General features: G+C 72.6%; 23 protein-coding genes. 12 read left to right on the forward strand and 11 right to left on the reverse strand.

Annotated elements, in window-relative coordinates:
- Window positions 1-84: 84 nt before the first annotated feature.
- Window positions 85-2,121: a beta-galactosidase gene (locus tag EIW28_RS15180; protein WP_125248563.1), complete on the forward strand. Its 2,037-nt coding sequence runs from the start codon at window positions 85-87 to the stop codon at window positions 2,119-2,121.
- 54 nt (window positions 2,122-2,175) lie between these two features.
- Here the strand turns inward: EIW28_RS15180 and EIW28_RS15185 are convergent, their stop codons facing one another.
- From EIW28_RS15185 to EIW28_RS15215, 7 genes are all read right to left on the reverse strand, one after another.
- Window positions 2,176-5,499: a discoidin domain-containing protein gene (locus EIW28_RS15185; protein ID WP_197717286.1), complete on the reverse strand. Its 3,324-nt coding sequence runs from the start codon at window positions 5,497-5,499 to the stop codon at window positions 2,176-2,178.
- A gap of 332 nt (window positions 5,500-5,831) precedes the next feature.
- On the reverse strand, window positions 5,832-7,892 hold the full coding sequence (locus EIW28_RS15190) for a hypothetical protein (RefSeq protein ID WP_125248565.1): 2,061 nt from the start codon (window positions 7,890-7,892) through the stop codon (window positions 5,832-5,834).
- On the reverse strand, window positions 7,889-8,635 hold the full coding sequence (locus EIW28_RS15195) for a hypothetical protein (RefSeq protein WP_125248566.1): 747 nt from the start codon (window positions 8,633-8,635) through the stop codon (window positions 7,889-7,891). The genes EIW28_RS15190 and EIW28_RS15195 overlap by 4 nt, the downstream gene beginning before the upstream one ends.
- 1 nt (window position 8,636) lies before the next feature.
- Window positions 8,637-8,960: a hypothetical protein gene (locus EIW28_RS15200; protein ID WP_125248567.1), complete on the reverse strand. Its 324-nt coding sequence runs from the start codon at window positions 8,958-8,960 to the stop codon at window positions 8,637-8,639.
- A 138-nt stretch (window positions 8,961-9,098) separates the two neighbouring features.
- A complete protein-coding gene (locus EIW28_RS15205; RefSeq protein ID WP_125248568.1) occupies window positions 9,099-10,124 on the reverse strand; it encodes a hypothetical protein in 1,026 nt (341 codons plus the stop codon).
- 43 nt (window positions 10,125-10,167) lie between these two features.
- Window positions 10,168-10,461, reverse strand: a complete 294-nt coding sequence (locus tag EIW28_RS15210) for a hypothetical protein (protein ID WP_125248569.1) — start codon at window positions 10,459-10,461, stop codon at window positions 10,168-10,170.
- Window positions 10,454-11,245, reverse strand: coding sequence for a hypothetical protein (locus tag EIW28_RS15215; RefSeq protein WP_125248570.1), 792 nt, complete (start codon window positions 11,243-11,245; stop codon window positions 10,454-10,456). The genes EIW28_RS15210 and EIW28_RS15215 overlap by 8 nt, the downstream gene beginning before the upstream one ends.
- Window positions 11,246-11,617: 372 nt before the next feature.
- On the opposite strand from EIW28_RS15215, the gene EIW28_RS15220 reads away from it, so the two are divergent.
- The 6 genes from EIW28_RS15220 to EIW28_RS15245 all read left to right on the forward strand — a co-directional run bounded on the left by EIW28_RS15220 (window position 11,618) and on the right by EIW28_RS15245 (window position 18,130).
- Complete coding sequence (locus EIW28_RS15220) at window positions 11,618-12,421, forward strand: protein phosphatase 2C domain-containing protein (RefSeq protein ID WP_125248571.1); 804 nt, start codon at window positions 11,618-11,620, stop codon at window positions 12,419-12,421.
- 40 nt (window positions 12,422-12,461) lie between these two features.
- The gene (locus tag EIW28_RS15225) at window positions 12,462-13,475 is read left to right on the forward strand and encodes a LacI family DNA-binding transcriptional regulator (protein WP_125248572.1); all 1,014 of its coding nucleotides are present in this window, start codon (window positions 12,462-12,464) and stop codon (window positions 13,473-13,475) included.
- Between the two features lie 271 nt (window positions 13,476-13,746).
- Window positions 13,747-15,000, forward strand: coding sequence for an ABC transporter substrate-binding protein (locus EIW28_RS15230; RefSeq protein ID WP_125248573.1), 1,254 nt, complete (start codon window positions 13,747-13,749; stop codon window positions 14,998-15,000).
- A 72-nt stretch (window positions 15,001-15,072) separates the two neighbouring features.
- A complete protein-coding gene (locus EIW28_RS15235) occupies window positions 15,073-16,026 on the forward strand; it encodes a carbohydrate ABC transporter permease (RefSeq protein ID WP_125248574.1) in 954 nt (317 codons plus the stop codon).
- Window positions 16,023-16,874 (forward strand): carbohydrate ABC transporter permease, encoded by an 852-nt coding sequence (locus EIW28_RS15240; RefSeq protein WP_125248575.1) that lies wholly within the window; start codon window positions 16,023-16,025, stop codon window positions 16,872-16,874. The genes EIW28_RS15235 and EIW28_RS15240 overlap by 4 nt, the downstream gene beginning before the upstream one ends.
- Window positions 16,871-18,130: a family 1 glycosylhydrolase gene (locus EIW28_RS15245; protein WP_125248576.1), complete on the forward strand. Its 1,260-nt coding sequence runs from the start codon at window positions 16,871-16,873 to the stop codon at window positions 18,128-18,130. The genes EIW28_RS15240 and EIW28_RS15245 overlap by 4 nt, the downstream gene beginning before the upstream one ends.
- Window positions 18,131-18,287: 157 nt before the next feature.
- On the opposite strand, the gene EIW28_RS15250 is transcribed toward EIW28_RS15245, so the two are convergent.
- The 3 genes from EIW28_RS15250 to EIW28_RS15260 are packed head-to-tail and all read right to left on the reverse strand — an operon-like array spanning window position 18,288 to window position 21,138.
- Window positions 18,288-19,268, reverse strand: a complete 981-nt coding sequence (locus EIW28_RS15250; RefSeq protein WP_125248577.1) for a glycosyltransferase family 9 protein — start codon at window positions 19,266-19,268, stop codon at window positions 18,288-18,290.
- Between the two features lie 13 nt (window positions 19,269-19,281).
- Entirely contained in the window at window positions 19,282-20,253 is a 972-nt protein-coding gene (locus EIW28_RS15255; RefSeq protein WP_125248578.1) for a glycosyltransferase family protein, read from the reverse strand.
- Between the two features lie 48 nt (window positions 20,254-20,301).
- On the reverse strand, window positions 20,302-21,138 hold the full coding sequence (locus EIW28_RS15260; protein ID WP_125248579.1) for an EamA family transporter: 837 nt from the start codon (window positions 21,136-21,138) through the stop codon (window positions 20,302-20,304).
- 126 nt (window positions 21,139-21,264) lie between these two features.
- Here EIW28_RS15260 and clpS point away from each other — a divergent pair, with 126 nt between their 5' ends.
- A complete protein-coding gene (clpS, locus tag EIW28_RS24700; RefSeq protein ID WP_408612223.1) occupies window positions 21,265-21,561 on the forward strand; it encodes an ATP-dependent Clp protease adapter ClpS in 297 nt (98 codons plus the stop codon).
- Complete coding sequence (locus EIW28_RS15270) at window positions 21,561-22,136, forward strand: DUF2017 domain-containing protein (protein ID WP_125248580.1); 576 nt, start codon at window positions 21,561-21,563, stop codon at window positions 22,134-22,136. The genes clpS and EIW28_RS15270 overlap by 1 nt, the downstream gene beginning before the upstream one ends.
- A gap of 121 nt (window positions 22,137-22,257) precedes the next feature.
- Here EIW28_RS15270 and EIW28_RS15275 read toward each other — a convergent pair whose 3' ends face one another.
- A complete protein-coding gene (locus tag EIW28_RS15275; RefSeq protein WP_125248581.1) occupies window positions 22,258-23,163 on the reverse strand; it encodes a LysR family transcriptional regulator in 906 nt (301 codons plus the stop codon).
- Window positions 23,164-23,234: 71 nt separating this feature from the next.
- Between EIW28_RS15275 and EIW28_RS15280 the strand changes: the two genes are divergently transcribed.
- The 3 genes from EIW28_RS15280 (at window position 23,235) to EIW28_RS15290 (ending at window position 25,223) form a co-directional block, all read left to right on the forward strand.
- Window positions 23,235-24,149, forward strand: a complete 915-nt coding sequence (locus EIW28_RS15280; protein ID WP_125248582.1) for an EamA family transporter — start codon at window positions 23,235-23,237, stop codon at window positions 24,147-24,149.
- A 92-nt stretch (window positions 24,150-24,241) separates the two neighbouring features.
- Window positions 24,242-24,760: a DUF4395 domain-containing protein gene (locus EIW28_RS15285; protein WP_125248583.1), complete on the forward strand. Its 519-nt coding sequence runs from the start codon at window positions 24,242-24,244 to the stop codon at window positions 24,758-24,760.
- A 76-nt stretch (window positions 24,761-24,836) separates the two neighbouring features.
- The gene (locus tag EIW28_RS15290; protein WP_125248584.1) at window positions 24,837-25,223 is read left to right on the forward strand and encodes a hypothetical protein; all 387 of its coding nucleotides are present in this window, start codon (window positions 24,837-24,839) and stop codon (window positions 25,221-25,223) included.
- Window positions 25,224-25,250: the final 27 nt, after the last annotated feature.

Consider the following 25,250-nt stretch of genomic DNA (forward strand, 5'->3'; position numbering starts at 1 on the left):
GCCGACCGCATCCGCATTGACACGCCGTCCACCGACCCCTAGGTTTGTACCGGTAAAGCAAACCAGGTCAAGGAGCACCCAACCGTGAATCGACCGATCGTCCGCCACGCGCCCGTCGTCGGACGCGTCCCCCACCTGCTGCACGGCGGCGACTACAACCCCGACCAGTGGCGCTCCACCAAGGAGACGACCTGGAGGGAGGACATGCGCCTCGCCCGCCTCGCCGGGATCAACACCCTCTCGGTCGGCATCTTCGCCTGGGCCGCACTCGAACCCGAAGAGGGCCGCTACGACTTCGGCTGGCTCGACGAGATCCTCGACCTCATGGCCGAGCACGACATCACCGCCGTCCTCGCCACCCCCACCGGCGCCCGCCCCGGCTGGATGAGCCGCGCGTACCCCGAGGTCCTGCGCGTCAACCGGGACCGCACCAGGAACCGCCACGGCGGCCGCCACAACCACTGCCTCACCTCGCCGGTCTACCGCGAGAAGACCACCGCGATCAACACCGCGCTCGCCGAGCGCTACAAGGACCACCCGGCCCTCGGGGTGTGGCACCTGTCGAACGAGTACGGCGGCGAATGCCACTGCGACCTGTGCCAGGAGCGCTTCCGCGCCTACCTCCAGGACCGCTTCGACTCCCTCGACGACCTCAACGAGGCCTGGTGGTCCGCGTTCTGGGCCAAGACCTACGCGGACTGGTCGCACATCGAGTCGCCCTCCGAGCACGGCCGCGGCGAGCAGGACATCCACGGCCTCGAACTCGAGTGGCGGCGCTTCACCACCGAGCAGTTCGTGGACTTCTACCTCCACGAGACCGCCCCGCTCAAGGCGATCACGCCCGACGTCCCGTGCACGACGAACCTCATGGGCACCTACCCGGGCATCGACTACTTCCGCCTCGCGCAGGTCCTCGACGTCGTCTCCTGGGACTCCTACCCCGAGTGGACCGGCACCGCGAAGGACGCCGACCGCGGCGCCCGCGCCTCCTTCCTCCACGACCTGACCCGCAGCCTCAAGGGCAAGCCGTTCATGCTCATGGAGTCCTCGCCCTCGGCCACGAACTGGCGGCCCGTCGCCAAGCTCCACCGCCCCGGCGTCCACCTGCTCCAGTCCCTCCAGGCCGTCGCGCACGGCTCGGACACCGTGCAGTACTTCCAGTTCCGCAAGGGCCGCGGCGGCTCCGAGAAGTTCCACGGCGCCGTCGTCGACCACCAGGGCACCGAGCACACCCGCGTCTTCAAGGACGTCGCCGAGGTCGGCGCCCGCCTGGCGCAGCTCGACGGCGTCGTCGGCACCGACACCCCCGCCGACGTCGCCGTGGTCTACGACTGGCACCTGCGCTGGGCCCTGGACGAGCAGAAGGGCCTGCTCCAGCAGCGCACGGACTACGAGGGCGCCGTCATCGCGCACTACCGCGCGTTCTGGGAGCAGGGCGTCCCCACCGACGTCATCGACTCCTCGCTCATCGCCCGGCCCGGGCACCTCGACCGCTACAAGGTCCTGGTCGCCCCCATGCTCTACATGCTCCGCCCCGGCGTGGCCGAGGCGATCGACGCGTTCGTCCAGCGCGGCGGCACCTTCGTCGCCACCTACGCCACCGGCTACGTCGACGAGCACGACCGCACCTTCCTCGGCGGCTTCCCCGGCCCGCTCCGCGAGACCCTCGGCATCTGGGCCGAGGAGATCGACGCGCTCTACCCCGAGGACCGCAACGCGATCGAGTGGAACGGGACCTCCTACGAGGCCGTCGAGCTGTGCGAGCTCATCCACGCCGAGACCGCCGAGGCCGTCGGCGCGTACGGCGCGGACTTCTACGCCGGCCGCCCGGCCCTGACGGTCAACCGCCGCGGCGAGGGGAAGGCGTACTTCATCGCCGCCCGCACCGGCGCCGACTTCCTCGCCGACTTCTACGGCGCGCTCGTCGCCGAGGCCGGTGTGGAGCGCGCCGTCGACGCCGACCTCCCGGCCGGCGTGACCGCCCAGGTCCGCACCGACGGGACCACCGACCACGTGTTCCTGCTCAACTTCACCCCGGCCCCCGCCGCGGTCGAGGTCGGCGGAGCGCCGGTCGAGCTCGGCCCCTTCGGCACCGCCGTCGTGGAGCGCCCGCGCGCCTAGCGAACGCCGAAGGCCCCGCCGATCCCTCTCGGCGGGGCCTTCGGTGTCCTTCCGCTAGTTGATGATCAGCTCGAACGTCGTGGTGTCGTTCCGGATGTCCTCGTGGTTGCCGCTGAGTTCGAGGCCGTTGAAGACCGCCTCGCCGACCGCCGGGCCCTGGCCGGCCTCGGGCATCTCGTTCACCCAGACGCCGATGCCGGACTTGGCCTGGAACTCGTCGCCGCTCAGCCGCGCTCCCGTGACCGACACGTCGGTGAAGACCGTGTCCGCGACCGGGAACTCCGCCTGGCCGCCGGTGTACTTGGTCTGGAACATGATCCCCGAGTACGTCGGGTCCACGATGTCCACATCAGAGATTCGGATGCCCTGGAACACCTTGTCCGCCGAGAAGATCCAGATCCCCGGGAACGTCTGCGGGCCCCAGAAGTGCCCGCCGGCCCTGACCACCGAGATGTTCTCGAAGTCGGTCGTCGGGCTGGACCCGAACCCGTCCATCGGGTAGCCGAAGTCCAGCGAGCTGACCGTGATCCCCGAGTACACGAGCGTGTCGGCGATGTGGATGTCGCGGAACGTGTTCCCGGTGCCGCCGTAGACCGCCAGCCCGGCGGCCCGCCAGGTGAGGATCGACGTCAGGTTCTCGTACACGTTCCCCGACTGGAGCCCGCCGCCCGCGTCGGTGGCGGCGAACAGCGCGAAGCTGTCGTCGCCCGAGGCGCGCGACTCCACGTTCCGCACCAGGTTGTCCGTGCTCCCGTTCGTCATGTTGACCGCGTCGGCGAACAGGTTCCGCGCCCGCGAGTCCGTGATCCGCACGCCGTCCATGTTGGAGCCCCAGAACATGCACACCTGGTGCTCGGTCCACGTGTTGTCGATCGTCATGTCCGAGACGTTCTGCCAGTCGAAGACCTTCCCGGGGCCGTCGATGCGGGTGGTGTAGTTCCCGAAGTAGGCGAACCCGGAGAACACCGAGCCGTTCGCGCTCGCCTCCGCCCGGAAGCCCACGTCGGTGTTCTCCTGGTTCTGCGGCGCGTAGAACCGCGTGTACCAGGGCCCGGCGCCGATGATCTCGACGGCCTTGCCGTACACCTGGAACTTCTGCGCCGTCGCGTAGTCGCCCGCGGGCAGGTACACGCCCTTGAGGTTCCCGGTGGCGTCCATGCGCACCCGGTCGAGCGCGTTCTGGACGTCCTGGTGCGTGAACCCGGCCGGCTGCACGTACCGCGACGGGTCGGGGTTCGCGATCGGCGCGACCTCCTCGAGGCTGATGAAGTCGATCGCGTAGTAGGCCGCGGTGTTCGCCGCGTCCTTCTGCAACCGGATCGTGCTCCCGGCCGGGATCACCTGGTCCAGCAGCACGTTCGCCTCGTCGTAGACGTGGCGCGCCGGCCCCGAGCTCGGCGAGTTGTTCGGGCTCGCCTCGGCCCCGTACAGCCACGCGTACTTCGAGGTGAGCGTGATCTGGCGCAGGTATCGGCCGTCCACGTACAGGTTCAGCGTCGCGGTGGTGCCCCCGCCGCCCGCGGCGTCGGGGATCGCGAACCGGGTCACCAGCGTGTTCGTGTCGGTCCCGGTGGTGAACTCGACGTACTCGCCGGTGCCGTCGAGGACCACGGCCTGGCGGCCGCTCGCCTCGCCGGCGAGGTCGCCGATCTCGCGGTTCGGGGCCAGGATCTGCGCCCCGCCGCCGGTTGCGGCGTGTTCGGCCTCGTCGAGCGTGAACGGCAGGTCCGCGCCGCGGCCCACCGAGAGCGTCCGCGTCGCGGTGTTGTTGCCCTGCTTGACGGCGTGTTCGTTGCCGTCCACGGCGACCGCGACCTGGAGCTCGTACTGGCCGTCGGCCGCGGTCCACGATCCGAGGCCGATCGGACCGGAGTCGCCGCCCGCGGAAATGACGCCGCTGTAGGAGCCGGTGAAGGTCCGCACCACCGCGCCGGTCTCGCTGTTCACCAGCGTCGCCGTGACGCCGTGCGCGCCGCTCGCCGAGGCCAGGCTGCCCTGGTTCCCGATCGTCACCGCGAACGCGACCTCGTCGCCCGCCGAGGGGCTGCTCGGCGTCCACGTGACCGCGGCGGCCACCAGGTCCGAGGTGGTGATCGCCCCGACCGCCAGCGGCTCGGCGTGCGTGTACTCGTTGTTCGACTCGTCGCTTTCGACGACGGCCGCGTTCGGGTCGACGGCGGCCGCCACCTCGTGGTCGCCCGCGGTGAGGGATCCGATCGGGACGTTCACCGTCGCCGCCGCGCCGGCGGCCAGGCCGCCCACGGCCGCGCTGCCGGCGAGTTCGCCGTCGAGGTATAGGTCCACGGCGCTGGCGGGGGAGGCGACCTCGCCGGTGTTCTCGACGCGCGCCGAGAGGGTCACCGCGTCGGTCTCGACCGGCGCGGCCGGGCTCCACGACAGGTCGGTCACCTGGAGGTCGGGCGCGGGCGCGGCCTCGCCGAACACCTGGAACTCCGCGACCTGCCCGTTGGGGGCGCCGGTGTTCCCGGTGAACTGCAACCGGATCTCGCCGTAGGTGCCCGAGACGGGGATCGTGACGGTGTTGCCGGAGGCCGGATCGAAGGCGTACGCCGCCGACGCCTTGATCTCGGTGAAGGCCCCGCCGCCCGCGTCGCGCGCCAGCACCGCGAACGTCTGCGTCCGCGGCGACCACACCGGGTCGGGGTTGAGCTTGACGACGACGCGGTCGAGTTCGGCGTTCGCGCCGAGGGCGACGGTGAGCGTGCTCGGGTAGGCGCCGTTCGCGCCCTCCCAGTACGTCGTCACGTCGCCGTCGTTGGCGTTCGCGGCCGCGTAGGTGTGCACGGTGGACGAGGCGGTGATCGGCTTGCCCACGGCCAGCTCGCCCGTCTGGGACGGCGCGCCGGCCTCGCCGTAGACCTCGAACTCGGCGACCTGCGCGGCGGGCCAGCCGGTGTTGGCGGTGACGACCAGCCGCACGTACCGCACGTCCGTCTCGGGGACCGCGATCGTGACCGTGTTGCCGCTGTCGGGGTTGAAGGTGTAGCCCTGGGAGGCTTTGAGGACGGTGAAGTCCGACCCGTCGGCGCTGCCGCGCACCTCGAGGGTCTGGGTCCGGGTCTGCCAGGCCGGGAGGGCCGGCAGTTCGAGGACGATCTCGCTCACCTCGGCGGTGGCGCCGAGGTCGACCTGGAGCCACTGGGGGAAGGCGCCGTTGGCGCTCTCCCAGTAGGTGCCCTGGTTCCCGTCGGCCGCGCTGCCCGCGGTGTAGCCCTGGACGTGGCTGCTGGCGGTCATCGTCTTGCCCGCCGCCAGGTTGGTGCCGTCCGCCGCGTGCACCGCGGCGGCCGGCACGAGCGCTGCCGCCACGGCGGCGACCGCAGTCGCCGCCGCGAGGGCGAGGCGCGTGAGTCTCATGATGGCTCCTTGCTCGGGGAGACGCATTCCCGATCCATTGGGGGCGGTTTCGCGCACGACCCAGTAGATCGACAAGCGTCGATCTGTAAGGGATTTTGGGGACGTGAAGAGGCTGGATGACATAGGTTTAGCGCTATACCTATGGTGATTCTAATCCTGCCAAATCACACCTGTCAATACATCACTGCCAAAGGCCCCGGTCCGGTCCCCATGGGAGCGATCGGCATGACCGGGTCGCGAATCGCGGGCGCACGGGCGCGCGGCGCAGACGAAGACCGGGGCCCCGGTCCGCCTGCACGGTGGCGGTCCGCGACCCCGGTCTGCTCCAGGGGCTACGCGTACGGGTCGTCGTCCTCGTCCTCGGGGCCGCCGCCCCAGGTGTCCTCTTCCTCCGCGAGCCAGTACTTCATCTCGTGGTCCTGCTCGTCGCCGGGACCGCGGCCGCCGGGGGCGCCGCCCATCATGCCGCCGTGGACGCCGGCCGCGCCGACGCCGCGACCGCCAGCGGCGCCCGCCGCGCCGAGCCCGCCCGCGGCGCCCATGCCGCGGCCCATGCCCGAGCCGCCGCCGGTCCCGCCTCCGCCGGCGCCCATGCCGCCGCCGCGCAGGCCCGAGCCGCCGCCCGCGCCGCCCGGGGCGCCGCCGCCTCCGCCGGCGCGCAGGCCGGAGCCCCCGCCGAGCCCGCCGGGCTTGCCGCCGCCGGCGCCGGTGCCCGAGAGCCCGCGTCCGCCGCCGAGCCCGCCCGGCTTGCTGCCGCCGGGGCCCGCGTTGCGGATCGAGGTGTAGCCGGGCGTCTTGCCGGTCGAGCCGGGCTTGGTCAGGCTGCTGCCGCCGCCGAGGTTGGTGGGCGGGCGGAGGTTGGCCGGCACGAGGTTGTTGACCCCGCCCCCGCTGAGGCCGCCGCCGCCGAGGCCGCCGCCCGAGAGTCCGCCCCCGCCGCCGAGGCCGCCGGGGGGCGCGCCGGTCAGGCCGCCGCCACCGCCCCCGGCGAGGCCGCCGCTGACGTCCTCGAGGTCGGGGGAGCCGTAGGAGCCGAGGCCGGAGCCGCCGCCGAGGCCGCCGGGCGGGGTGCCGCCGCTGCCGGGGTAGGAGGCGCTGCCGAGGTCGTCGGGGTCCTGGCCGGTGTCGAACGGGTTCTCGTCGTCGAGGCCGTTCAGGCCGCTGCCGCCGGAGTAGTCGCCGGGCGGGTTGGCGCCGTTCAGGCCGCCGGCCGTGTCGAGGCCGCTGTCGTCGGTCCTGTTCAGGCCGCCCGTGTCGCCGAGCGGCTTCACGTCCGTGGGGCCGGAGTAGCCGCTCAGGTCCTGGTCGCCGAGGTCGGGCATGCCGCCCCCGCCGCCGGTGTCGAGCCCGTCGGGGCCGGGGAAGTCGGTGTCGGGGCCCTCGTTGAACACCGTCTGCTCGCCGGGCTTGGACTCGGGCGCGATGTCGGTCACCTGCGCCTCCACATTGGAGTGGCGCTCGGTGACCTCCTCGTTCACCCGCGCGGCCTCCTCCTCGAGCTGGCTCGAGCCCTGCGTGCCGAGCGTGTCGAGCCGCCGGCTCGCGTACTCCTCGGCCTTCGACTCGGCCAGCGCCTGCCCCTTGAGGCCGTTCTCCTCGTAGTCGGGGTTGGCGGTGACGTACTCGTTCCACATGTCGTACGTCTGCTGGCGGCCCTCGCTCACCTCGTCGACGATCTGCGGGTCGAACCCGGCCAGCTCCAGGGCGGCCTTGGTCTCGTCGTTGGCGCGGATCTCGCAGTTGCGGAAGAACGGCGGGCGGATGTGGATGCGGTGCGAGCCGCAGCTGGTGCCCTCCATGAAGAACTTCGGCGCGGGGTAGACGCACGCGGTGCCGCCCTGCTGCTCGAAGATCTCGGCCTGCTTGGTGTCGAGCACCTTGATGACGCCGTCGGCGCCGTCCTCGCCGCCGATGTCGTTCTGGATCGTCTTGCAGTTCTTCAGTACAGTCTCGACCTGCTCCTCGAAGGCGTCGAAGTCGTCGCCCTTCCAGGCGGAGGACAGCGTGGTGAGGCCCTGTTCGAGCTTGGGGCCGACGACGCGGAAGTCCTCGTAGAAGTCCTTCCAGGCGTCGCGGATGGTGTCGAGGGCGTAGTCGGCCTCCGGCTGGGGCCGGATCGACTTGACCATGCTCTGGATGGTCTGCCCCTCGGGGAGCATCATGGTGCCCTCGCGGGCGGCGCGGAGGCTGTTGATCTGGGACGCCTGCGGGACGGCCGACATGAGCTTGATCCAGGCCGCCTCGGCGGGCTCCTCGACCTTGCAGGTGCAGTCGCCGGTCTCGCACGAGGGCTTGACCAGGAGGTCGTTCTGCGCGACGGTGAACTGCGAGGAGGACTGGCCCTCCTCGATCTTCCCGTACTCTTCCTTCTCGATCTCGGCTGCTTCGGTCACTGGCCCGCCTCGCTCTCGGCTCGCTGGAGGATCTCGGTCTGGATCTGGGGGAGGTGCTCGCCGGTGATCCAGGCGACGAGCGACTCGGTGGTGAAGGGGTACACGGCCATCGACTCGGCGCTGGCGTCCGGGTAGAACTCGGGCGCCGACTCGTAGGCGCTGACGCCGGGGTCGTGCAGGAAGTCGAGGGACAGGTAGACGACCCAGTCGCCCTTGCGCCCGTACGCGTCGAGGTAGTACCGCTGCTCGGTGTCGGCGGCGATGTAGAGGCTCTTGTCCCACTCGCCGCCGAGCTCGCCCTCGGTCTCCCCGGTGTAGGCGATGCCCGCGGCGTTCTCGCGGCGCTGGGCGACCCGGTCGGCGAAGTTCGCCTCGGCCTCGGCCTCGTCGTTCCAGGGGGCCAGGCCGCCGCGGACGGCCGCGTCGCCGGCGGCCGAGTACGCGAAGGTGCCCTGGACGTCCTCGAACACGGCGAGGTCGAGCAGGGCGGCGCATCCGGCGGACTCGGCGTCGATGCCCTCCCCGATCGGGGTGCTCTGGAGATCCCCGTCGATCCCGGTGGCGCCCAACCGGGTCTGGAGCTCGGCGAAGTCCCCGAAGACCTCGCAGCCGAGCCAGTCGCCCATGACGGCGTACGATCCGGCCGGCGCCTCGGGCCCGGCGCCGGGGTCGGCGGCCGAGCAGCCCGCGAGGGCCAGGGCCGCGGCGGCGAGGGCGGCGGCGCCGCGCGTCCTGCGCCGCACGCTAGAGCTCGCCCTCGTAGCTGTTCAACTCGGTGACCGCGGCGTCGTCGGACTCCTCGGAGAGGTCGGCCGAGTCCTGGAGCGTCGCCATCATGCCGCTCAGGGCGACGCGGAGGTTCTGGAGGTTGTCCCATGTGGTCGAGTGGAAGGTCTCGTAGTTCGTCCGCGCGGTGGCGGACGCGTCGAGCTGGCCGAAGGCGGGGAGCCGGCCGAGCACCTGCCCCTTCTTGAGCCGGGGGATGATCTCGTCGAGATGGTCCAGCTGCTCCTGGATGAGCGCCTTGTACTCCTGGATCGCCTCGGTGTCGATCTCTCTTGCTGCCATGGGGTCGTCGCCGATCTGTGCCAGTCGCGGCCGAGTAGGTGGGTACGGCGCCGCGATCGTCCGAAAGGGTATGAATACGTGGTATTTAGTTGGGCGCGTTCACGATACTGACGCGGGTGGTGTCCGGGCCGACCGGGTTCACGCGGCCGCCTCCGCCTCGGGCTCGGGCTTCGAGCCGTCCGGGCGCCAGCTCCCGATCTCGTCCCCGGCCCGCGCCTGGTCCTCGAAGGAGTCGGGGATGAAGTCGTAGGTGCCGACGTCGACGCCGGCGTCCTTCATCTTGTTCTCCGCGTCCTCCCCGGCGGCGTTGTTGCCGATCGTGTACACGCCCTGGGCCCCGACGCCGCCGAGCAGGCCCGGTCCGGCCTTGGCGAACGCGTCGGTGAGGCCGCCGAGCGGCCCGCCCTTGCCGGGGGTCTTGCCCGGTGCCATGATCCGCACGACCGCGAGCTGCGCCAGGCCCTGGAGGAGGCTGAACCCGGTGGACCCGATCGTGGCCGCGGGGCTGATGATGTTCCCGTTGGCGGCCATGTTGGCCCACGAGACGGTCATGTTCGCGGCGATGAACGCGGCCAGGGCCTTGCCCGCCGCACCGGCCGCCGAGTCCATCGCCTTGAGCACCACCAGCGCCTGGGTCGCGAACGACATCGCGGTGGCCCGCCACGCGGTCGCCAGCGCCTGCCCGGAGATCGGTACGAACTGGACGGCGAGCACGAACACCGCCATCGCCATGAGCGCGGTGGAGATCGCGAGCATGATCGGCACCATGACCGCCAGGATCAGGCCGATCGAGAACAGCGAGATCCCCAGGTGCATCGCGAAGGCGTGCATGTTCTCCAGCTGGTTGACGATCTGCCGCGCCCGCTTGTCGTAGGCGTCGCGGTCCTCGCCCCGCCACACCTCGGCGGGGAGGCCGTCGATCCGGGACTGCATCGCCTCGCGGGCCTCGTCGAACTTCTGGGCCAGCACCAGCCAGGTGGCCGCGCCCTTGAGGATCTCCCCGGGGTTGCACTGGTTGAGGTAGATGATCCGGGAGAGCTTGACGCAGGGGCCGCCGAAGGTGAAGGACGGCAGCGTGATGTTGACCGCGGAGAGCGGCGCCATGTACCCGTACGCCTCTTCCATCCCGGAGAACTGCTCGGGGTCGGGTGCCTGGTATGCCATGGGGGCCTTCCTTATCGGCTCGCGGATGCGCTGCGGGGGCGGGTCATTTGAAGCTCGTCTCGGCGCTGCCGTCGGCGTCCTCCCAGGACGCGGCGGTCTCGGTGAGCGCGGTGGTGAGCGCGTTGAAGCACTCGGCGGCTCCCTGGATCATCTCGATCATGTAGCCGACCGCGAGCGCGTGGGACGCGGCCAGGAACGGGTCCACGGAGACCATGAGCATCTGGTCGAGCTCGCGCAGCTCCGGCGGGATCGCGCTGGCCTCTTCGAGCTTGGGCGCGACGTCGGCGACGATGCCCTCGGCGAGCTCGGTCAGCCGGGCGGGTTCGATCTCAGGCAAAGTGGCCTCCGTCCTTGAACATGCGGGTGATGCGGTCCTGGCTCTCGCTGATCCGCTGGACGATCGCGAGGCCCTCGGCGTTCAGGGCGTTGCCGCGGTCGAGGACCTCCTTGGCCTCGCCGGGCGCGTAGGGGAGGCCGAGCGCGTCGAAGTAGGGGCCCTGCTTGGCGTCGCGGTCGGCGACCGCCGCGGCGGCGGTCTCGGTGAGCTCCAGCGACAGACCCTTGGCGCCGATCTCCAAGGCGCGCTTGGAGAGGATCACCTGCGACACCGGGTAGGCGAGTGTGGACTCGACGGTGACCAGTTTGGACTCGCTCCTGGCGCGCCCGACGGGGGCGTGCTCGTCGCCGTCCTTGGTGCCCGGCGCGAGGCGCTCGGAGCGCTTCCACAGCTCCAGGACGTCGTCGAGCATCGCCACGGCCGCCGGGTCGAGCGCGAGCTTCGCGCGGCCGGGGTCGGCGGGCCGGGGCCGCTCCTCGGGGTCGTCGTCCTCGAACGCCTTGCGGCGCTCCAGGAGTGCGCCGACGCCGCGCTCGCGCAGGTCGCCGGCGAACGCGGCGAGCATCTCGGCGGCCTCCTCGACGCGCGGGCCCTCGGGCTCGTCGTCCAGGGCCTCGGCGGCCTTGCGCGCGGTGTCGGTGACGAGCTCGGCGAGGTCGCGGGTGAACATGCGCTCGGCGGCGGCGGTGAGTTCGATGCGGGGCGCCGCGCCGGGCGCGACGGTCACCGTCACGCTGCCGCAGTCGCTGGTCAGAGAGCGTTCTCTACTGGGGACGTCGGTCAACGGGGCTCCTGACGGCTCGTCGGCTGCGATGTTTGGCAGGCCAATAGTATGCAGTCTTTTCGGAAGTATGGGACCGCCGGGCCCGGATGCCGACGAGGGCGATCAAAGGCGCGGTTCGGACCCCGTCCGCCCCGGACCTGGGCGTTGGAACGCGCGTACTAACTCACTTGTGGACTTGCGATCGATTCCGTTGTGCGGGGCGGTGACCAATGCTTGAACTCTCAACCATTCGGCAACGCGATCGTTATCGAGATTTAACGGGAGAGCGCGTTCTGTTCACGGCCCCACCCGGTCGCGGCGGCCGCCCGGCACGCGGGCGCGGCCGCGCGGCGGCCGTGAACGAAGCGAGCCGGCCTCCCGTAGGCTGGCACGATGATCGAGGCGAGGGCGGCCGGGTGGGAGGCGCGGGCGCAGTCGCGCCCCGGCTCCGCGGCGCCCAATGAGGACGCCTACCGCACCGGCGGCGACTGGGCCCTGGTCCTGGACGGCATCACCCGCTACCCCGACGACGGCTGCGTCCACGACGTCCCCTGGTACACCGCGGCCCTGGCCGAGTCCATAGCGGACGGCATCACCGGGCCTGACGCCCTCGCCGACGTCCTTGCCGCCGCCATCGCGGCCGTCAACGCCCGCCACGAGTCCACCTGCGACCTCGGCAACCCCGTCTCGCCCGGCGCGACCGCCGCGCTCGTGCGCCGCCGCGGCGACCGCCTCGAATGGCTCGTCCTCGGCGACTGCGCGGTCGCCTGGCGCGGCCCGGACGGCGCGTGCCGGGTCGAGACCGACGGGCGCCTCGCCGCCCTTCCCGGCGTCCCCGCCGTGGAGCTGGCCGGCATCCGGCGCTGGCCGGTGCCGTACGTCGCGAGCGTGCGCAATCGCGAGGGCGGCTTCTGGGTCGCCTCGACCGACCCCGAGGCCGCCGCCCGGGCCCGGACCGGCGCCGTGCCCCTCGCCGGCGTCGCGGACCTGCTGCTGTGCACCGACGGCCTGACGCGGCTGGTGGACCGCTACGGGCACACCTGGCCGCAGCTGCTCGCGGCCGTCTTCGACCGCGGCGTGGGCGCCGCCCTCGACCTCGTGCGCGCGCACGGCGACCGCGACCCGCGCCCCGGGTCGAAGCGCCACGACGACGCCACCGCCGTCCACCTGCGGCTCCCCGAGTTTGCATCGTTGTAGAATCGTGGCCGACGAGCCGGCCGACTGAGGAGGAGGCGCCATGGCGGTGACCCTGCGCGACGTCGCGGAACTGGCGGGCGTGTCGTTCAAGACCGTCTCGAACGTCATCAACGGCTACCCCCACATCCGCCCCGCGACCCGCGAGAAGGTCGAGCGGGCCATCGCCGAACTCGGCTACAAGCCCAACCTCAGCGCCCGCAGCCTGCGGTCGGGCCGCACCGACACGATCGCGCTCGCCGTCCCCGAACTCAACCTGAGCTACTTCGCCGAGCTCGCGAGCTTCGTCATCGCCGCGGCCGAGGAAGCCGGGCTGGTGACGCTGGTGGAGCAGACCGGCGGCGACCGCGCCCGCGAGCTCGCCCTGCTCCAGAGTCCGCGCCTCAACCGCACCGACGGCCTCATCCTCAGCCCCCTGGGCCTCGGCCAGGAGGACGCCGCGGCGCTCGCCGGGCCGCTCCCGGTCGTCATGCTCGGCGAGCGGACCTTCGACTGGCCCTGCGACCACGTCACCATGCGGAACGTCGAGGCGGCGCGGGCGGCCACGGAGTACCTCATCGCCTCCGGGCGGCGCCGCATCGCCGTCATCGGCGAGAACGAGGCCGAGGTCATGGGCTCGGCCCGGCTGCGCCTGCGCGGCTACCGCGAGGCCCTGGCGGCCCACGGCATCGAGTACGACGAGCGGCTGGTCGCGCGCGCGACCCTGTGGCACCGCGCCGACGGCGCCCGCGCCATGCACGACCTGCTCGACCGCGGCGCCGAGTTCGACGCCGTCTTCGGCTTCAACGACACCCTCGCCCTCGGCGCGATGCGCGTCCTCCAGGAGGCCGGCCTGCGCGTGCCCGCGGACGTGGCCGTCCTCGGCTTCGACGACCTCGACGAGGCCGCCTACGCCATCCCCTCGCTCACCACCGTGGACCCCGGCCGGGAGTGGATCGCCCGCACCGCCGTCGAGACCCTGCTCTCGCGCATCGCGCCCGGCGGCGCCGACGCCGAGCCGCGCACCCGCGCCGCCGCGTTCGCCGTCGTCGAGCGCGAGTCCGCCCCGCCCGCGTGAGGAACCCGCCCCGATGCGGCGACCCACCCGACTTCGGTCGTTTACAACGTTGTATAAGTTCCCGAGCGGTTTAGTCTGTTCTGACGTATCCGCTGGTCCACCGCTTGATCACGAAACGGGAAAGAACTGCGCCGCGCGGCCCGGGGGCGTTGACAGCGGGCCGCCCGCGTCCTTACGATCCAGAAGTTACAACGTTGTAGAACGAAGGTCTCGGACTCGGCGTTGGACGACGCGCAGACAGCGCAGTCTCGCTTTGAGAGGGAACTCCGAAATGACACGCAAGCGAATCCTCGCGGGAGCCGTCGGCGCGGCGCTCGCCGTCACCGCGACCGGCTGCTCCGCGGGCGACGACGGCGGCCCCGTCGAGCTCACCTTCTGGCACGGCTACACCGAGGCCGACGGCGACGTCCTCCAGGGCATCGTCGACGACTTCAACGCCGCCCACGACGACGTCGAGATCACCACCGAGCTCAAGACCTGGGCCAGCATCGACGACACCCTCCTGACGGCCCTGTCGGCCGGCGAGGGGCCCGACATCGTCGCGATGCCCGCCGAGCGCCTCCCGGTCTACGCCTCCCGCGGCGCCTTCGCCGAACTCGACGACTTCTACGCCGACGAGGCGAGCAACACCGCGAACCTCAACCCCGGCGCCGTCGAGATGGTCGAGGTCGAGGGCGCCAAGTACGGCGTGCCCACCGGCTTCGTGCCGCTGGCCGTCTACTACAACCAGGCCCTGTTCGACGCCGCCGGCGTCACCGCGTTCCCGCAGACCTGGGACGAGTGGGTCGCCGTCTCCCGGCAGCTGACGGTCGACGAGGACGGCGACGGCACGCCCGAGCAGTACGGCGTGGTCCTGCCCGACCACGCCACCGTCGCCAACGGCCTGTGGCCGTCCCTGTTCGCCGCGGGCGGCGGCGCCGTCGTCGACGGCGGCACCGCCGTCATCGACTCGCCCGAGAACGCCGCGACCCTCGAATACTGGACCCAGGCCATCGCCGCCGACCGGATCTCGCCCACCGGCGTCGACGGCATCGGCGCCGACGAGCTCTTCAGCGGCGGCAAGGCCGCGATGACCGTCGGCGGGCCCTGGATGGCCTCCATCGCCACCGAGAACGGCATCGACTACGGCATCGCCGCGCTCCCGGCCGGCCCGGCCGCGCAGGCCGCCTCCGCGATCGGCGTCTCCATGGCCGTCACCGTCGACACCTCGCGCGACGAGCAGGCCGCCGCCGAGGAGTTCTTCTCCTTCTTCCTGAACGAGGACAACTCCGTCGCCTGGTCGCTCGGCTCGGGCTGGCCGCCGCTGCGCACCGACATCCCGGCCGACGCCGTCGCCGAGAACCCGGTCGTCGCCTCGCTCACCGAGATCGCCGGCACCGGCCAGCCGCTCCTGCCCGGCGTCGTCAACAGCACCGACGTGCTCGGCGCGGTCGACGAACTCACCCAGCAGGCCGTCGCCGGCGGCGACATCGACGCCCTCCTGGCCGAGGCCCAGACCAAGGTCCAGGAAGCGCTCGACGAATGACGGGCCGGCGGGGGCGCCGCCCCTCGGCGCCCCCGCCCCGCCCCGCCGCCCGACCGCCTGGAAGAGGAAGCCATGACCACCACGAATCCGACCTCCCGCCGGTACCGGCCGCCGGCGCCGCTCGGCGGGCGCCGCCGCGCCACCGGCAGCCCCGCGGGCCGCAACGCGAGGGCCTGGGCCTTCCTCGCGCCCGCGCTCCTCGTCATCGGCCTGTTCACCGCCTGGCCCATGGTCGCCGCCCTGCGCCTGTCCTTCATGGACGCGAGCGGGTTCGGCCGCGAGGAGTTCATCGGCCTCGACAACTACGTCACGGTCTTCACCGACCCCGACATCCGCGACGCCGTCCTGAACACCCTCTGGTACACCGTCCTGTTCACGCCCACCGCCGTCATCGCGGCCCTGGCCCTGGCCCTGCTGCTCAACAGCCCGCACATGCCCTTCCGGTCCTTCTTCCGGACCGCGCTGTTCGTGCCGTTCGTCGTCTCCTTCGCCGTGGCCGCCTTCGCCTGGAGCTACCTCATCGACCCCCAGGTCGGCCTCCTCAACCACTGGCTCCGCGGCCTCGGCCTCCAGCTCGGCAACGTCCTCGAGGACCCCGAGCTCGCCATGCCGGCCGTCGCCCTCGTCGCCGTCTGGAAGCTCTTCGGCTTCTACTTCGTGATCTTCCTGGCCGGCCTCCAGGACATCCCCTCCTCGCTCTACGAGGCCGCCCGCATGGACGGCGCCGGACCGTGGTCCCGCTTCCGCAACGTCACGCTCCCCATGCTGTCCAACACCATGGCGTTCGTGCTCATCTTCGCGATGATCGCCGCCCTCCAGGCCTTCGACCAGATCTACGTCATGACCGGCGGCGGCCCCTACGGCCACACCCAGACCCTCGTCATGGAGATCTACGAGTCCGGCTTCCGCAAGCTCGACATCGGGTTCGCCTCGGCGCTGTCGTACGTACTGCTCATCGCGACCCTGCTGCTCAGCCTCGTGCAATTCCTGTTCTTCGGCCGCAAGGAAAAGGACCTGACCTCATGAGCGCCCCCGCCCGCCGCTCTCGCCCGCGCGGCCTCCGCCCCGGCACCGTCCTCGCGGTGATCGCGCTCGTCCTCGTCAGCGCCGTCGTCCTGCTGCCCATCGCGATCATCGTCCTCACCGCGTTCAAACCCGTCGCCGAGGTCAACGCCTACCCGCCGAGCCTCCTGCCCGACGCCTGGACCCTCGACAACGTCAAGGAGGTCACCGCCGAGCTCCCGTTCGCGCGCCTGGTCGCCAACAGCTTCCTGTTCGCCGGCGGCGTCACCGCGTTCGCGCTCGTCTTCGACTCGCTCGCCGCCTACGCCCTGGCCCGCATCGACTTCGCCGGGCGCAAGGTCCTCCTCGTCGCGATCATCGCCACCCTCATGATCCCGTTCCAGGCCACCCTCATCCCGTTGTACCAGCTCGTCGCCGACCTCGGCTGGGTCAACACCTACGCCGGGCTCATCGCGCCCCGCGCCGCCGACGCCTTCGGGATCTTCTTCCTGCGCCAGTTCTTCCTCTCGCTCCCGCGCGACGTCGACGCGGCCGCCCGCATCGACGGCGCCTCCGAGTTCCGGGTCTTCCGGTCGGTCGTCCTCCCCAACGCCGTCCCGGCCCTGCTCACCCTCGGGCTCTTCACCTTCGTCAACAACTGGAACGACCTGCTGTGGCCGCTGGTGTTCACCACCGACGCGGACATGGGCACCATCACCTCCGGCCTGACCCTCCTCACCGGGCCCGGCGGCATCGTCCCCCACGGCGTGATGATGGCCGGCTCGCTCATCGCGATCCTGCCGCTCGTCATCGCGTTCCTCCTCATCCAGCGCCGCTTCATCGAGAACATCGCAACGACAGGACTCAAATGACCTCCCACCCATGGCACCGCGACGGCAGGCTCCACTTCGCGGTCGGCGTCGAGGACACCTTCGTGCCGCAGTCGAGGCCCGGCGAGCGCGCGATCGACGAGTACGCGCTCACCGAGCACTACGACCGGTGGCACGCCGACCTCGCGCTGGCCGCCGACGCCGGAGCCGAGCTGGTGCGCTGGGGCGTGCCCTGGCACCGGATCGAGCCCGCGCGCGGACGCTGGGACTGGACCTGGCTCGACCGCGTCATGGACCGCTTCGCCGAACTCGGGCTGCGCCCCGTCGTCGACCTCATGCACTACGGCACGCCGCTGTGGATGGAGGGGGAGTTCGCGCACCCCGACTACCCCAAGCACGTCGCCGAGTACTCCGCGGCCGTTGCCGAGCGCTACGCGCACCTGGGGGTCGCCGACTACACGCCGGTGAACGAGCCGATGATCCACGCCCTGTTCTCGGGGGAGTACGCCTACTGGCCCCCGTACCTATCCGGCCCCGAGGGCCTGGCCGCCATGGTCGGCCAGCTCGGGCGCGGCTTCGTCCTCGCCCAGCGCGCCATCGGCGACGTCCTCGACGGCGCCGTGTTCGTCCACGTGGACGCCGGGATGCGCTTCACCGGCGACACCGACGCGCCCGAGCACCGCGAGCACGCGGCCCGCCTGAAGGAGCAGGTCTTCCTCGTGGAGGACCTGGTCACCGGGAAGGTCGGCGAGGACCACGCGCTGGCGCCGTTCCTGCGCCGCCACGGCTGGACCGACGCGGACTTCGCGTGGTTCGCCGAGGCGCCGGTGCGCCCGGACGTGGTGGGCGTCAACTACTACCCGCTGCACTCGACCGAGGTGTTCGAGGCGGGCGTGTTCCACTCCGGCGGGTTCCCCGACCCGCGCCCGGTCCAGGACGACGGCACCGCCGGCATGGTCGAGCTGCTGCGCGAGGCCGCCGCCCGGTACGGCGCGCCGGTGATGCTCACCGAGACGTGCGTGACCGGCCCGGTCGAGGCCCGCCTGGCCTGGCTCGACGAGTCGGTCGCGGCCCTGCACGCGCTGCGCGAGGCCGGCACCGACGTCGTCGGGTACACCTGGTGGCCGCTGTTCGACATGTACGAGTGGACCTACCGGCATTCGGTGGAGCCGCGGGAGGCGCACCGCCTCACGATGGGCCTGTGGGAGCTCCAGGAGCGCCCGGACGGGCTCGCCCGGGTGCGCACGCCGATCGCCGACCGGTTCCGATTCCACGCCGAACAGGCTGCGGCGCAATAGCGCACAGAAAATCCCCGCCGATCGTGCATAGTCCGCCGGGGCCCGGGTAGCCGAACTTCAGCAAGGCTGCACGGGGCTTTTTCCTGAGGCTTTCACGAGGGGACAGAGGCCGCCGGTCCGGCGCCAGGGGGGATCCGGACCGGCGGCCTCTCCTCGTCTACCGCAGCTTCCGCTCGGCGACCGCGAGCGTCTCGCGCGACCGGGCCAGCACCTCTTCCCAGTCGAGTTCGAGCAGGCCCGGGTCGGGCTTGTCCGCGTGCGGGTCGCCGCGCCGCCCGGCCCACAGGGCCCGGTGGCGCCGCCGCCACGGCGGCGGGCCCCACAGCGTCGGCGGCATCGGTCCGAACAGGACGACTGAGGGCGTGCCGAACGCGGTCGCCAGGTGCGCCACTCCGGTGTCGCCGCACAGGACGAGCCGCGCGGAGGCGACGATCGCGGCGAGCTCCTCGAGGTTCGTGCGCCCGGCCATGACCCGCCACGGCGCGATGCCGGCGGCCGCCGCGACCGACCGCGCGAGCGCGATCTCGCTGTGGTCCCCGGTGATGGTGATCTCCTGGCCGTCGTCCTGGAGGGCGCGGGCGACGCGCGCGAAGCGGTCGGCCGGCCACCGGTTCGCCGGCTCCCGCGCGCCCGGGTGGACGACGACGGTGCCCGCGTGCGGGGTCGGGCGCGGCGGCGGGGCCAGCAGCAGGTCGGTGGGGTCGGCGCTGAGGCCGCGCTGCTCCAGGAGCCGGCACCAGCGGTCGATCTCGTGGAGCTCGGGCCTCCAGGCGGGGCCGGTGACGCCGGGGAGGTCGGGGTGGCGGTGCGTGATGAGCTCGTCGGGGCCGGTGCCGAGCAGGTCGTAGGCGCTGCCGGGGCCCTTCCCGTGGAGGTTGACGGCGAGGTCGGGGGCGTCGCCGTGCCAGTCGAGCCCGCCGACGCCGGGGGTGGGGTGGAGGAGGTCGACCGCCTCGACCAGGTCGGCCAGCGGCCGCAGCCGCTCGGGTGCGGCCAGGACGATCCGCTTGTGCGGGAACGCCTTCCGCAAGGCCCGCAGCGCCGGGACGGCGGTGAGCAGGTCGCCTATGCCGAGCGCCCGCAGCGCCAGCACCGTCCCGTCGGTCGTCTCGTAGGTGTCGGATCCTGCCGAATCCATATCGCGTCTCCTCCTAGGTCACGGCGCGCTCCAGCAGCACGTCCCAGCGGTTCAGGAAGTCATCGAGTCCGTGGTGGGCGAGCGCGTGCGCGCGGGCGGCGGCCCCGGCCTCGGCCGCGAGGTCGCGGTCGGCGGTGAGGGCGGCCAGGCGCGCGGCGAGCGCGCCGAGATCGCAGGAGACGGCGCCGACCGCCGGCGGGAGGGTCGCGGCGGGGCCGGTCGCGACCGCCACGACCGGCAGGCCCAGGAGCATCGCCTCGACGAGCGCCGGCCCGGGGGAGGTCCAGCGGGAGGGGTGGACGTAGGCGCGGCGGCGGGCCATCGCGGTGTGCAGCTCCTCCAAGGGGATCGGGGGGTTCCCGGTGAGCGCGTGGCCGCGCCCGTCGGGCCAGGAGCGGATCTCCTCGGCGCCGGAGCCGAACAGGTCGATGGGCGCGGCGGCCCGGAGCGCGTCGAGGAGGTCGGTGCCGGCGTCGCGCCCGAACGGCTCGTCGACGACGGCCACGGCGTGCGGCAGCTCCCCGGTGAACCGCCGGCCCGGGTCCGCGGCCCCGTGTTCGACCACTGTGGTGGGTGCGAGTCCGCAGTCCCACATGAGCCGGTTGAAGTCGCTGGTGTGGACGACGGGGATGTCGTCGCGGTCGGCGAGGGGGTGGCGGCTGGTGGCGGGCCTGCCGGGCGGGGCGCCGTGCTCGACGTAGACGGCGGGGACGTCGCGGCCCGGCTTCCGCCCGAGCCACCGCTCGGCGAGCGCGAGCTCCTCCGGGCGCTGGAGGACCACCACGTCGACCTCGGTGTCCCGCAAGGCTTCCGCGGGTACGTCGACGACGTGCCGGGGCCAGGGCCGCCCGGCCCGGCCCAGCCCGTACGGTCCGCCCTCGGGCTCCTTGGGCAGCAGGTAGACATGGCGCCCTTGGATGAAGGACTCCATCCACGCGCCGTCCGCGTGCCAGCACAGGATCCGGAGCGCATTCGAACCTCGCATGTGTACGCGGTACCCGATGCGGACCGGCTCAACCGCACTGCGGCGGATTCACGCCACCGCGAGCAGGCACACCGCGACCGCGGCGACGCCGAGCCCGGCGAGTTGGCTGCGCTGCAACCGCTCCGCGAGGACCCGCCGGGCCAGCAGCACCGTCGCGGCCGGGTACAGCGCCACGATGACGGCGACGACGGCGAGGTCGCCCCCGCGGGCGGCCAGGAGGAACAGCAGGTTCGCGAGCGAGTCGAGGGCCCCGGCCGCCGCCGAGAGCGCGTACGCGGGCCGCTCCGGGCCCAGCCGCCGGTGCAGTGCGAGCGCGGCTGCGAGCGTCAGGGCCGAGGCGACCGCGCGGCCGACGATGAGCGGCGCGACGCCGCTGTGGGCGGGCGCCTCGTGGAGGAACACCAGTTGCAGCGCGATCGCGGCCCCCGCGCCGAACGCGAGCAGCAGCGCCGTCGCCGAGGGCCGCGAGGACCGCGCCCCCGGCCCGGCGCTCACCAGCACCACCGCCGCGAGCGCGAGCGGCAGCCCGGCGAGCCCGGCCGCCCCGAGCCGTTCGCCCTGCACCAGGCCGACCGCGACCGGCAGGACCGCCGAGACGAGCGCCGTCACCGGCGACAGGACGTTCATCGGACCGATCGCCAGCGTCCGGTACAGCAGCAGGAACGCCGCCGCCGAGGCCGCGCCCGAGGCCGCGCCCCACGCCACGCTCCCGGCGGTGAACGAGGCCCCCAGGAACGGCCACACCGCCAGCTCCACGACCAGGCTCGCCGGGGCCGCGATCACCACGGTCCGCAGCACGTGCGCCCGGCGCGCGCCGAGACCGCCCAGGAAGTCGGCGCAGCCGTAGGCCAGCGAGCTGCCCAGGGCGAGCACGAGTGCGATCACGGCGTCCTCCACTCCGCGGGGCCGGCGTGCGCGGCCCCGCCGAAACCCTAGGTCACCCCCGGCCCCACCCGCCCGGCGCGGGCCGCGTCCCGATGGCAGCATTGGGGAGTGATCATCCTGCCGCGACTGGGGGGCGCCGGGGCCCCGGCCGAGACGGCCGACACCGCGACCGGCGAGGCCGCCTCGCCCGACGTGCCGTGGACGACGATCGTGCACAACGACCCGGTCAACCTCATGAGCTACGTGTCGTACGTCTTCCGCACCTACTTCGGGTACACCGAGGCCATGGCCGAGAAGCTCATGCTCGACGTCCACCACAAGGGCCGCGCCGTCGTCTCCAGCGGCAGCCGCGAGGAGATGGAGCGCGACGTCCACGCCATGCACGGCTACGGCCTGTGGGCCACCCTGAGGCAGGACCGCTGATGGAGGGCTTCGAACCGTTCCCCGGCGGCGCCGCCGTCCGCCTCGGCCAGGCCGAGGCGAGCATCCTCCGCGGCCTCGCCGACCAGCTTCTCGACCTCCTCGCCACCCGCGGCGAGCCCGTCGAGGACCCCGTCGCCGCGATCTTCGCGCCCGGCCCGACCGAGCCGCCCGCCGACCCCGTCCTCGCCCGGCTGCTCCCCGACGCCTACGACGACGCCGACGACGCCCGCGAGCGCTCCGCTGAGTTCCGCCGCTTCACCGAGGACGACCTGCGCGCCCGCAAGCGCGACGACGCCCGCGCCCTCATCGCCGACGTCGACGCCCTCGGCCCCGGCGGCGGCGTCCTCAGCCTCGACGCCGAGGACTGCCGGCGCTGGCTCGGCGCCCTGAACGACCTGCGCCTCGCGCTGGCCGTGCGGCTGGAGATCGCCACCGAGGAGGACGCCGACAAGCTCTACGACCTGCCGCCCGACGACGAGCGCGTCCCCACGGTCATCGTCTACTCCTGGCTCAACATGCTCCAGGACAGCCTCGTCGCGGCGGTCATGCCACCGGGACCCGGCGACGGCTCCTAGTCGCTGCGCCAGCAGCCCGGCCTTCCCGGTTGTAGGACCGACGAAGCGGCGAGCGGGCGGCATGGCCGGACGGCGGCCGTCTTCCGCCGTGCGAGCCACCGGATGACCCGGACCGCACCCCTTAGCCGAAGCGCGCCTCCACGAGCGCGCCCGCCCGGCGGAACGCCTCCAGGACCCGCGCGACCGCCAGCCGCTCCGCGCGGTCGGTCCGCAGGATCGCCGTCACGTGGCGGCGGGTCGGGATGTCCTCGATCTCGCGCAGCACCAGGCCCGCGCCCGTCGGCGTGGTGAACCGCGGCAGCACCGCCACCCGCCGGCTCCCGGCCACCAGCGACTCCACCAGCCGGTTGTCCCTGATCCGCTGCGACACCCGCAGTGAGACCCCGGTGGCCTGCTCGATCGAGATGAGCACCGAGTCGAACGGGTAGCCCTTCGGCACCCCGATCCACTCGCAGTCGACGAGGTCGGCGGTGCGCACGGCCGACCGCGCCGCCAGCGGATGGTCCGGGGCCAACGCCACGTCGAGCGGCTCGCGCGCCAGCGGCACCGCCCGCAGTGCCGCCGTCCCCTCCGGGCGCACCCCCGTGAAGCTGTGCGCCACGACGATGTCGTTGTCGGCCGCGAGCGCCGCGAACTCCGCCTCGGCGATGTCGATGTCGCTGCACGCCAGCTCGATCGCGGTGCCCTCCAGCTCCCGCAGCACCTCCGGCAGCAGGAACGCCCCCGCGCTCGGCAGCATCGCGACCGTCACCGTCCCCGACGGCTCGCCGCGGAAGGCGTCCCACCGGGCCCGCACCCGCTCGACCGCGGCCGCGACTTCCGCGCCGCCCCCGGCCAGCAGCCGCCCCGCCTCGGTCAGCCGCAGCCCGCGACCCGACGGCTCGGCCAGCACCATGCCGAACTCGCGCTGGGCGGCCTTCAGCTGCTGCGAGACCGCCGACGGCGTCCGGTGCGTGGCGCGCGCCACCTCGGTGACGGAGCCCCGCAGGGCCAGTTCGCGCAGCAACTCCAGGTGACGCACGTCCATGAAGCGATGCTACACAGTGCCTTAAGCAGTTTTCATTTGTGCTTCACAGCCGCGGCGCCGATCATGGACGCATGCCCGTTCGCCACGTACTGCTCGCCATGGCCGTCGCCGTCATGTGGGGCCTGAACTTCATCGCCATCGACGCCTCCCTCCAGCACTTCCCGCCCATGTTCCTCGTCGCCCTCCGCTTCGCGCTCCTGGCGATCCCCACCCTGCTCCTCGTCAAGCGCCCCGACGTGCCGCTGCGCTGGCTCATCGGCTACGGACTCGGCTTCGGCACCCTCCAGTTCCTGTTCCTGTACTGGGGCATGGCCGCCGGCATGCCCGCCGGGCTCGCCTCGCTCGTCCTCCAGGCCTCCGGGCCGTTCACGATGCTCCTGGGCGCGACGCTCCTGCGCGAGCGCGTGACCGGCCCCCAGCTCATCGGCGTCCTCGTCGCCCTCGGCGGCCTCGCCGTCGTCGGCTGGCAGCGCGCCGAGCACGCCAGCGTCATCCCGTTCCTGCTCACCCTCGCCGGCGCCCTCGGCTGGGCGATCGGGAACATCTGCAACCGCCAGGCCCGCGCCGCCGACCCGCTCCGCCTGACGCTGTGGATGTCGACCGTCCCGCCCCTGCCGATGCTCGCGCTCGCCCTCGGCGTCGAGGGCCCCGACCGCATCCTCGACTCGCTCGCCTCCTGGACCGACCCCGGCGCCCTCGGCGCCGTGATCGGCCTGGCCTACACCGTCGTCATCGGCACGATCCTCGGCTCGGGCCTGTGGACCTGGCTCATGTCCCGCCACCCCGCCGGCGTCGTGGCCCCGTTCTCGATGCTCGTGCCCGTCACCGGCATGACCGCCGCCTGGCTCATCCTCGGCGAGACCGCCACGGTCCCCGAGATCCTCGGCGGCCTCCTCGTCGTCGGCGGCGTGCTCCTGGGCGGCCTGCGCCGGCGCCCCCGCCTGCCCGGCCTCGCCGACGCGCCCAGCCCCGCGGCGGTCCGGTGACCCCGTCCCGGATCGCGGACGGCCTTTGGGAGATTTCCTAGCGAAGATGTAGGATTCGCAGGCTGCCCGTGCTGACACCGACGGAGTGATCCATGCCCGAACTCTTCCGCTTCCCGAACCCGGTCAACGAGGTCGCCGCCCGCCTCGTCGCCGCCGGCGTCGTCCTCATGAGCGCCGCCGCCCTCGCCCTCCAGGCCGAGTGGCTCGTGGTCGTCATCGCCCTCGGCTTCATCGCCCGCGTCGCCACCGGCCCGACCCTGAGCGTCCTGGGCCAGTTCGTGACCCGCGTGCTCACGCCCCGCCTGCCGTTCGCGGCGAAGCCGGTCCCCGGCCCGCCCAAGCGCTTCGCGCAGGGCATCGGCGTCGTCTTCTCGGTCGCCTCGGCGCTGCTGCTCCTCGTCTTCGACGCCGACCTCGCCGGGTGGATCGTCCTGGCCGCGCTGGCCGTGGCCGCCACCCTGGAGTCGGCGTTCGGGTTCTGCCTGGGCTGCAAGATGTTCGCGCTCCTCATCCGCGCCGGGCTCATCCCCGACTCGGTCTGCGAGGCGTGCGGCGACATCTCCGCCCGCACCGAGGCCGCCCTGCGCCGCAAGGCCGCCGCGTCCGCCTAGCGGCCCGCGGGGCGGTCCCGTCGGTGCTCCTGAGTAGATTCGGGGGAGTCCCACCCCTGCTCGAAAGGCGCCGCTCATGGCGAGAATCATCACCGTCCTCCACTTCTTCGCGGCCGTGTTCCTCGGCTTCGGACTCGCGTTCCTCGGCGTCCCGGTCATGTACTCGTGGCCGGTCGCCCTCGTCGTCGTCGGCATCGCGGCGATGTGGTTCGGCCGCACGATCAACGAGCGGGAGGCCCCGGGCGCGCCGCCCAGCCTCCTGACGGCGATCGGCTACGGCTTCGTGCTCGTGTTCGCCCCGCTCGTCTTCGCCGGGGGCGCCTCCAGCGACGGCGTCCTGAACTTCCCGCTGGCCCTGGGTATCGGCCTGGCCGCCGGGATCGCGCTGGTCGCCGCCTACCGGTTCGCGTACAAGGCGCTGCGCGGCAAGGCGAACGAGCCCCAGGGCCCCGCTCCCGCGTGACTCCGCGAACGGCGGCGGCCCCGGTCG

It is taken from the genome of Glycomyces terrestris, assembly GCF_003933745.1.
Taxonomy (GTDB): Bacteria; Actinomycetota; Actinomycetes; order Mycobacteriales; family Micromonosporaceae; genus Glycomyces; species Glycomyces terrestris.

What these genes read in the sequence shown, in the direction of transcription:
- EIW28_RS15255 (WP_125248578.1), bottom strand. Translation starts at nt 20,253, where the DNA reads ATGCGAGGTTCGAATGCGCTCCGGATCCTGTGCTGGCACGCGGACGGC.
- EIW28_RS15235 (WP_125248574.1), top strand. Translation starts at nt 15,073, where the DNA reads ATGACCACCACGAATCCGACCTCCCGCCGGTACCGGCCGCCGGCGCCG.
- EIW28_RS15200 (WP_125248567.1), bottom strand. Translation starts at nt 8,960, where the DNA reads ATGGCAGCAAGAGAGATCGACACCGAGGCGATCCAGGAGTACAAGGCG.
- EIW28_RS15275 (WP_125248581.1), bottom strand. Translation starts at nt 23,163, where the DNA reads ATGGACGTGCGTCACCTGGAGTTGCTGCGCGAACTGGCCCTGCGGGGC.
- EIW28_RS15220 (WP_125248571.1), top strand. Translation starts at nt 11,618, where the DNA reads ATGATCGAGGCGAGGGCGGCCGGGTGGGAGGCGCGGGCGCAGTCGCGC.
- EIW28_RS15250 (WP_125248577.1), bottom strand. Translation starts at nt 19,268, where the DNA reads ATGGATTCGGCAGGATCCGACACCTACGAGACGACCGACGGGACGGTG.
- EIW28_RS15240 (WP_125248575.1), top strand. Translation starts at nt 16,023, where the DNA reads ATGAGCGCCCCCGCCCGCCGCTCTCGCCCGCGCGGCCTCCGCCCCGGC.
- EIW28_RS15245 (WP_125248576.1), top strand. Translation starts at nt 16,871, where the DNA reads ATGACCTCCCACCCATGGCACCGCGACGGCAGGCTCCACTTCGCGGTC.
- EIW28_RS15280 (WP_125248582.1), top strand. Translation starts at nt 23,235, where the DNA reads ATGCCCGTTCGCCACGTACTGCTCGCCATGGCCGTCGCCGTCATGTGG.
- EIW28_RS15225 (WP_125248572.1), top strand. Translation starts at nt 12,462, where the DNA reads ATGGCGGTGACCCTGCGCGACGTCGCGGAACTGGCGGGCGTGTCGTTC.
- EIW28_RS15205 (WP_125248568.1), bottom strand. Translation starts at nt 10,124, where the DNA reads ATGGCATACCAGGCACCCGACCCCGAGCAGTTCTCCGGGATGGAAGAG.
- EIW28_RS15285 (WP_125248583.1), top strand. Translation starts at nt 24,242, where the DNA reads ATGCCCGAACTCTTCCGCTTCCCGAACCCGGTCAACGAGGTCGCCGCC.
- EIW28_RS15270 (WP_125248580.1), top strand. Translation starts at nt 21,561, where the DNA reads ATGGAGGGCTTCGAACCGTTCCCCGGCGGCGCCGCCGTCCGCCTCGGC.
- EIW28_RS15185 (WP_197717286.1), bottom strand. Translation starts at nt 5,499, where the DNA reads ATGAGACTCACGCGCCTCGCCCTCGCGGCGGCGACTGCGGTCGCCGCC.
- EIW28_RS15290 (WP_125248584.1), top strand. Translation starts at nt 24,837, where the DNA reads ATGGCGAGAATCATCACCGTCCTCCACTTCTTCGCGGCCGTGTTCCTC.
- EIW28_RS15230 (WP_125248573.1), top strand. Translation starts at nt 13,747, where the DNA reads ATGACACGCAAGCGAATCCTCGCGGGAGCCGTCGGCGCGGCGCTCGCC.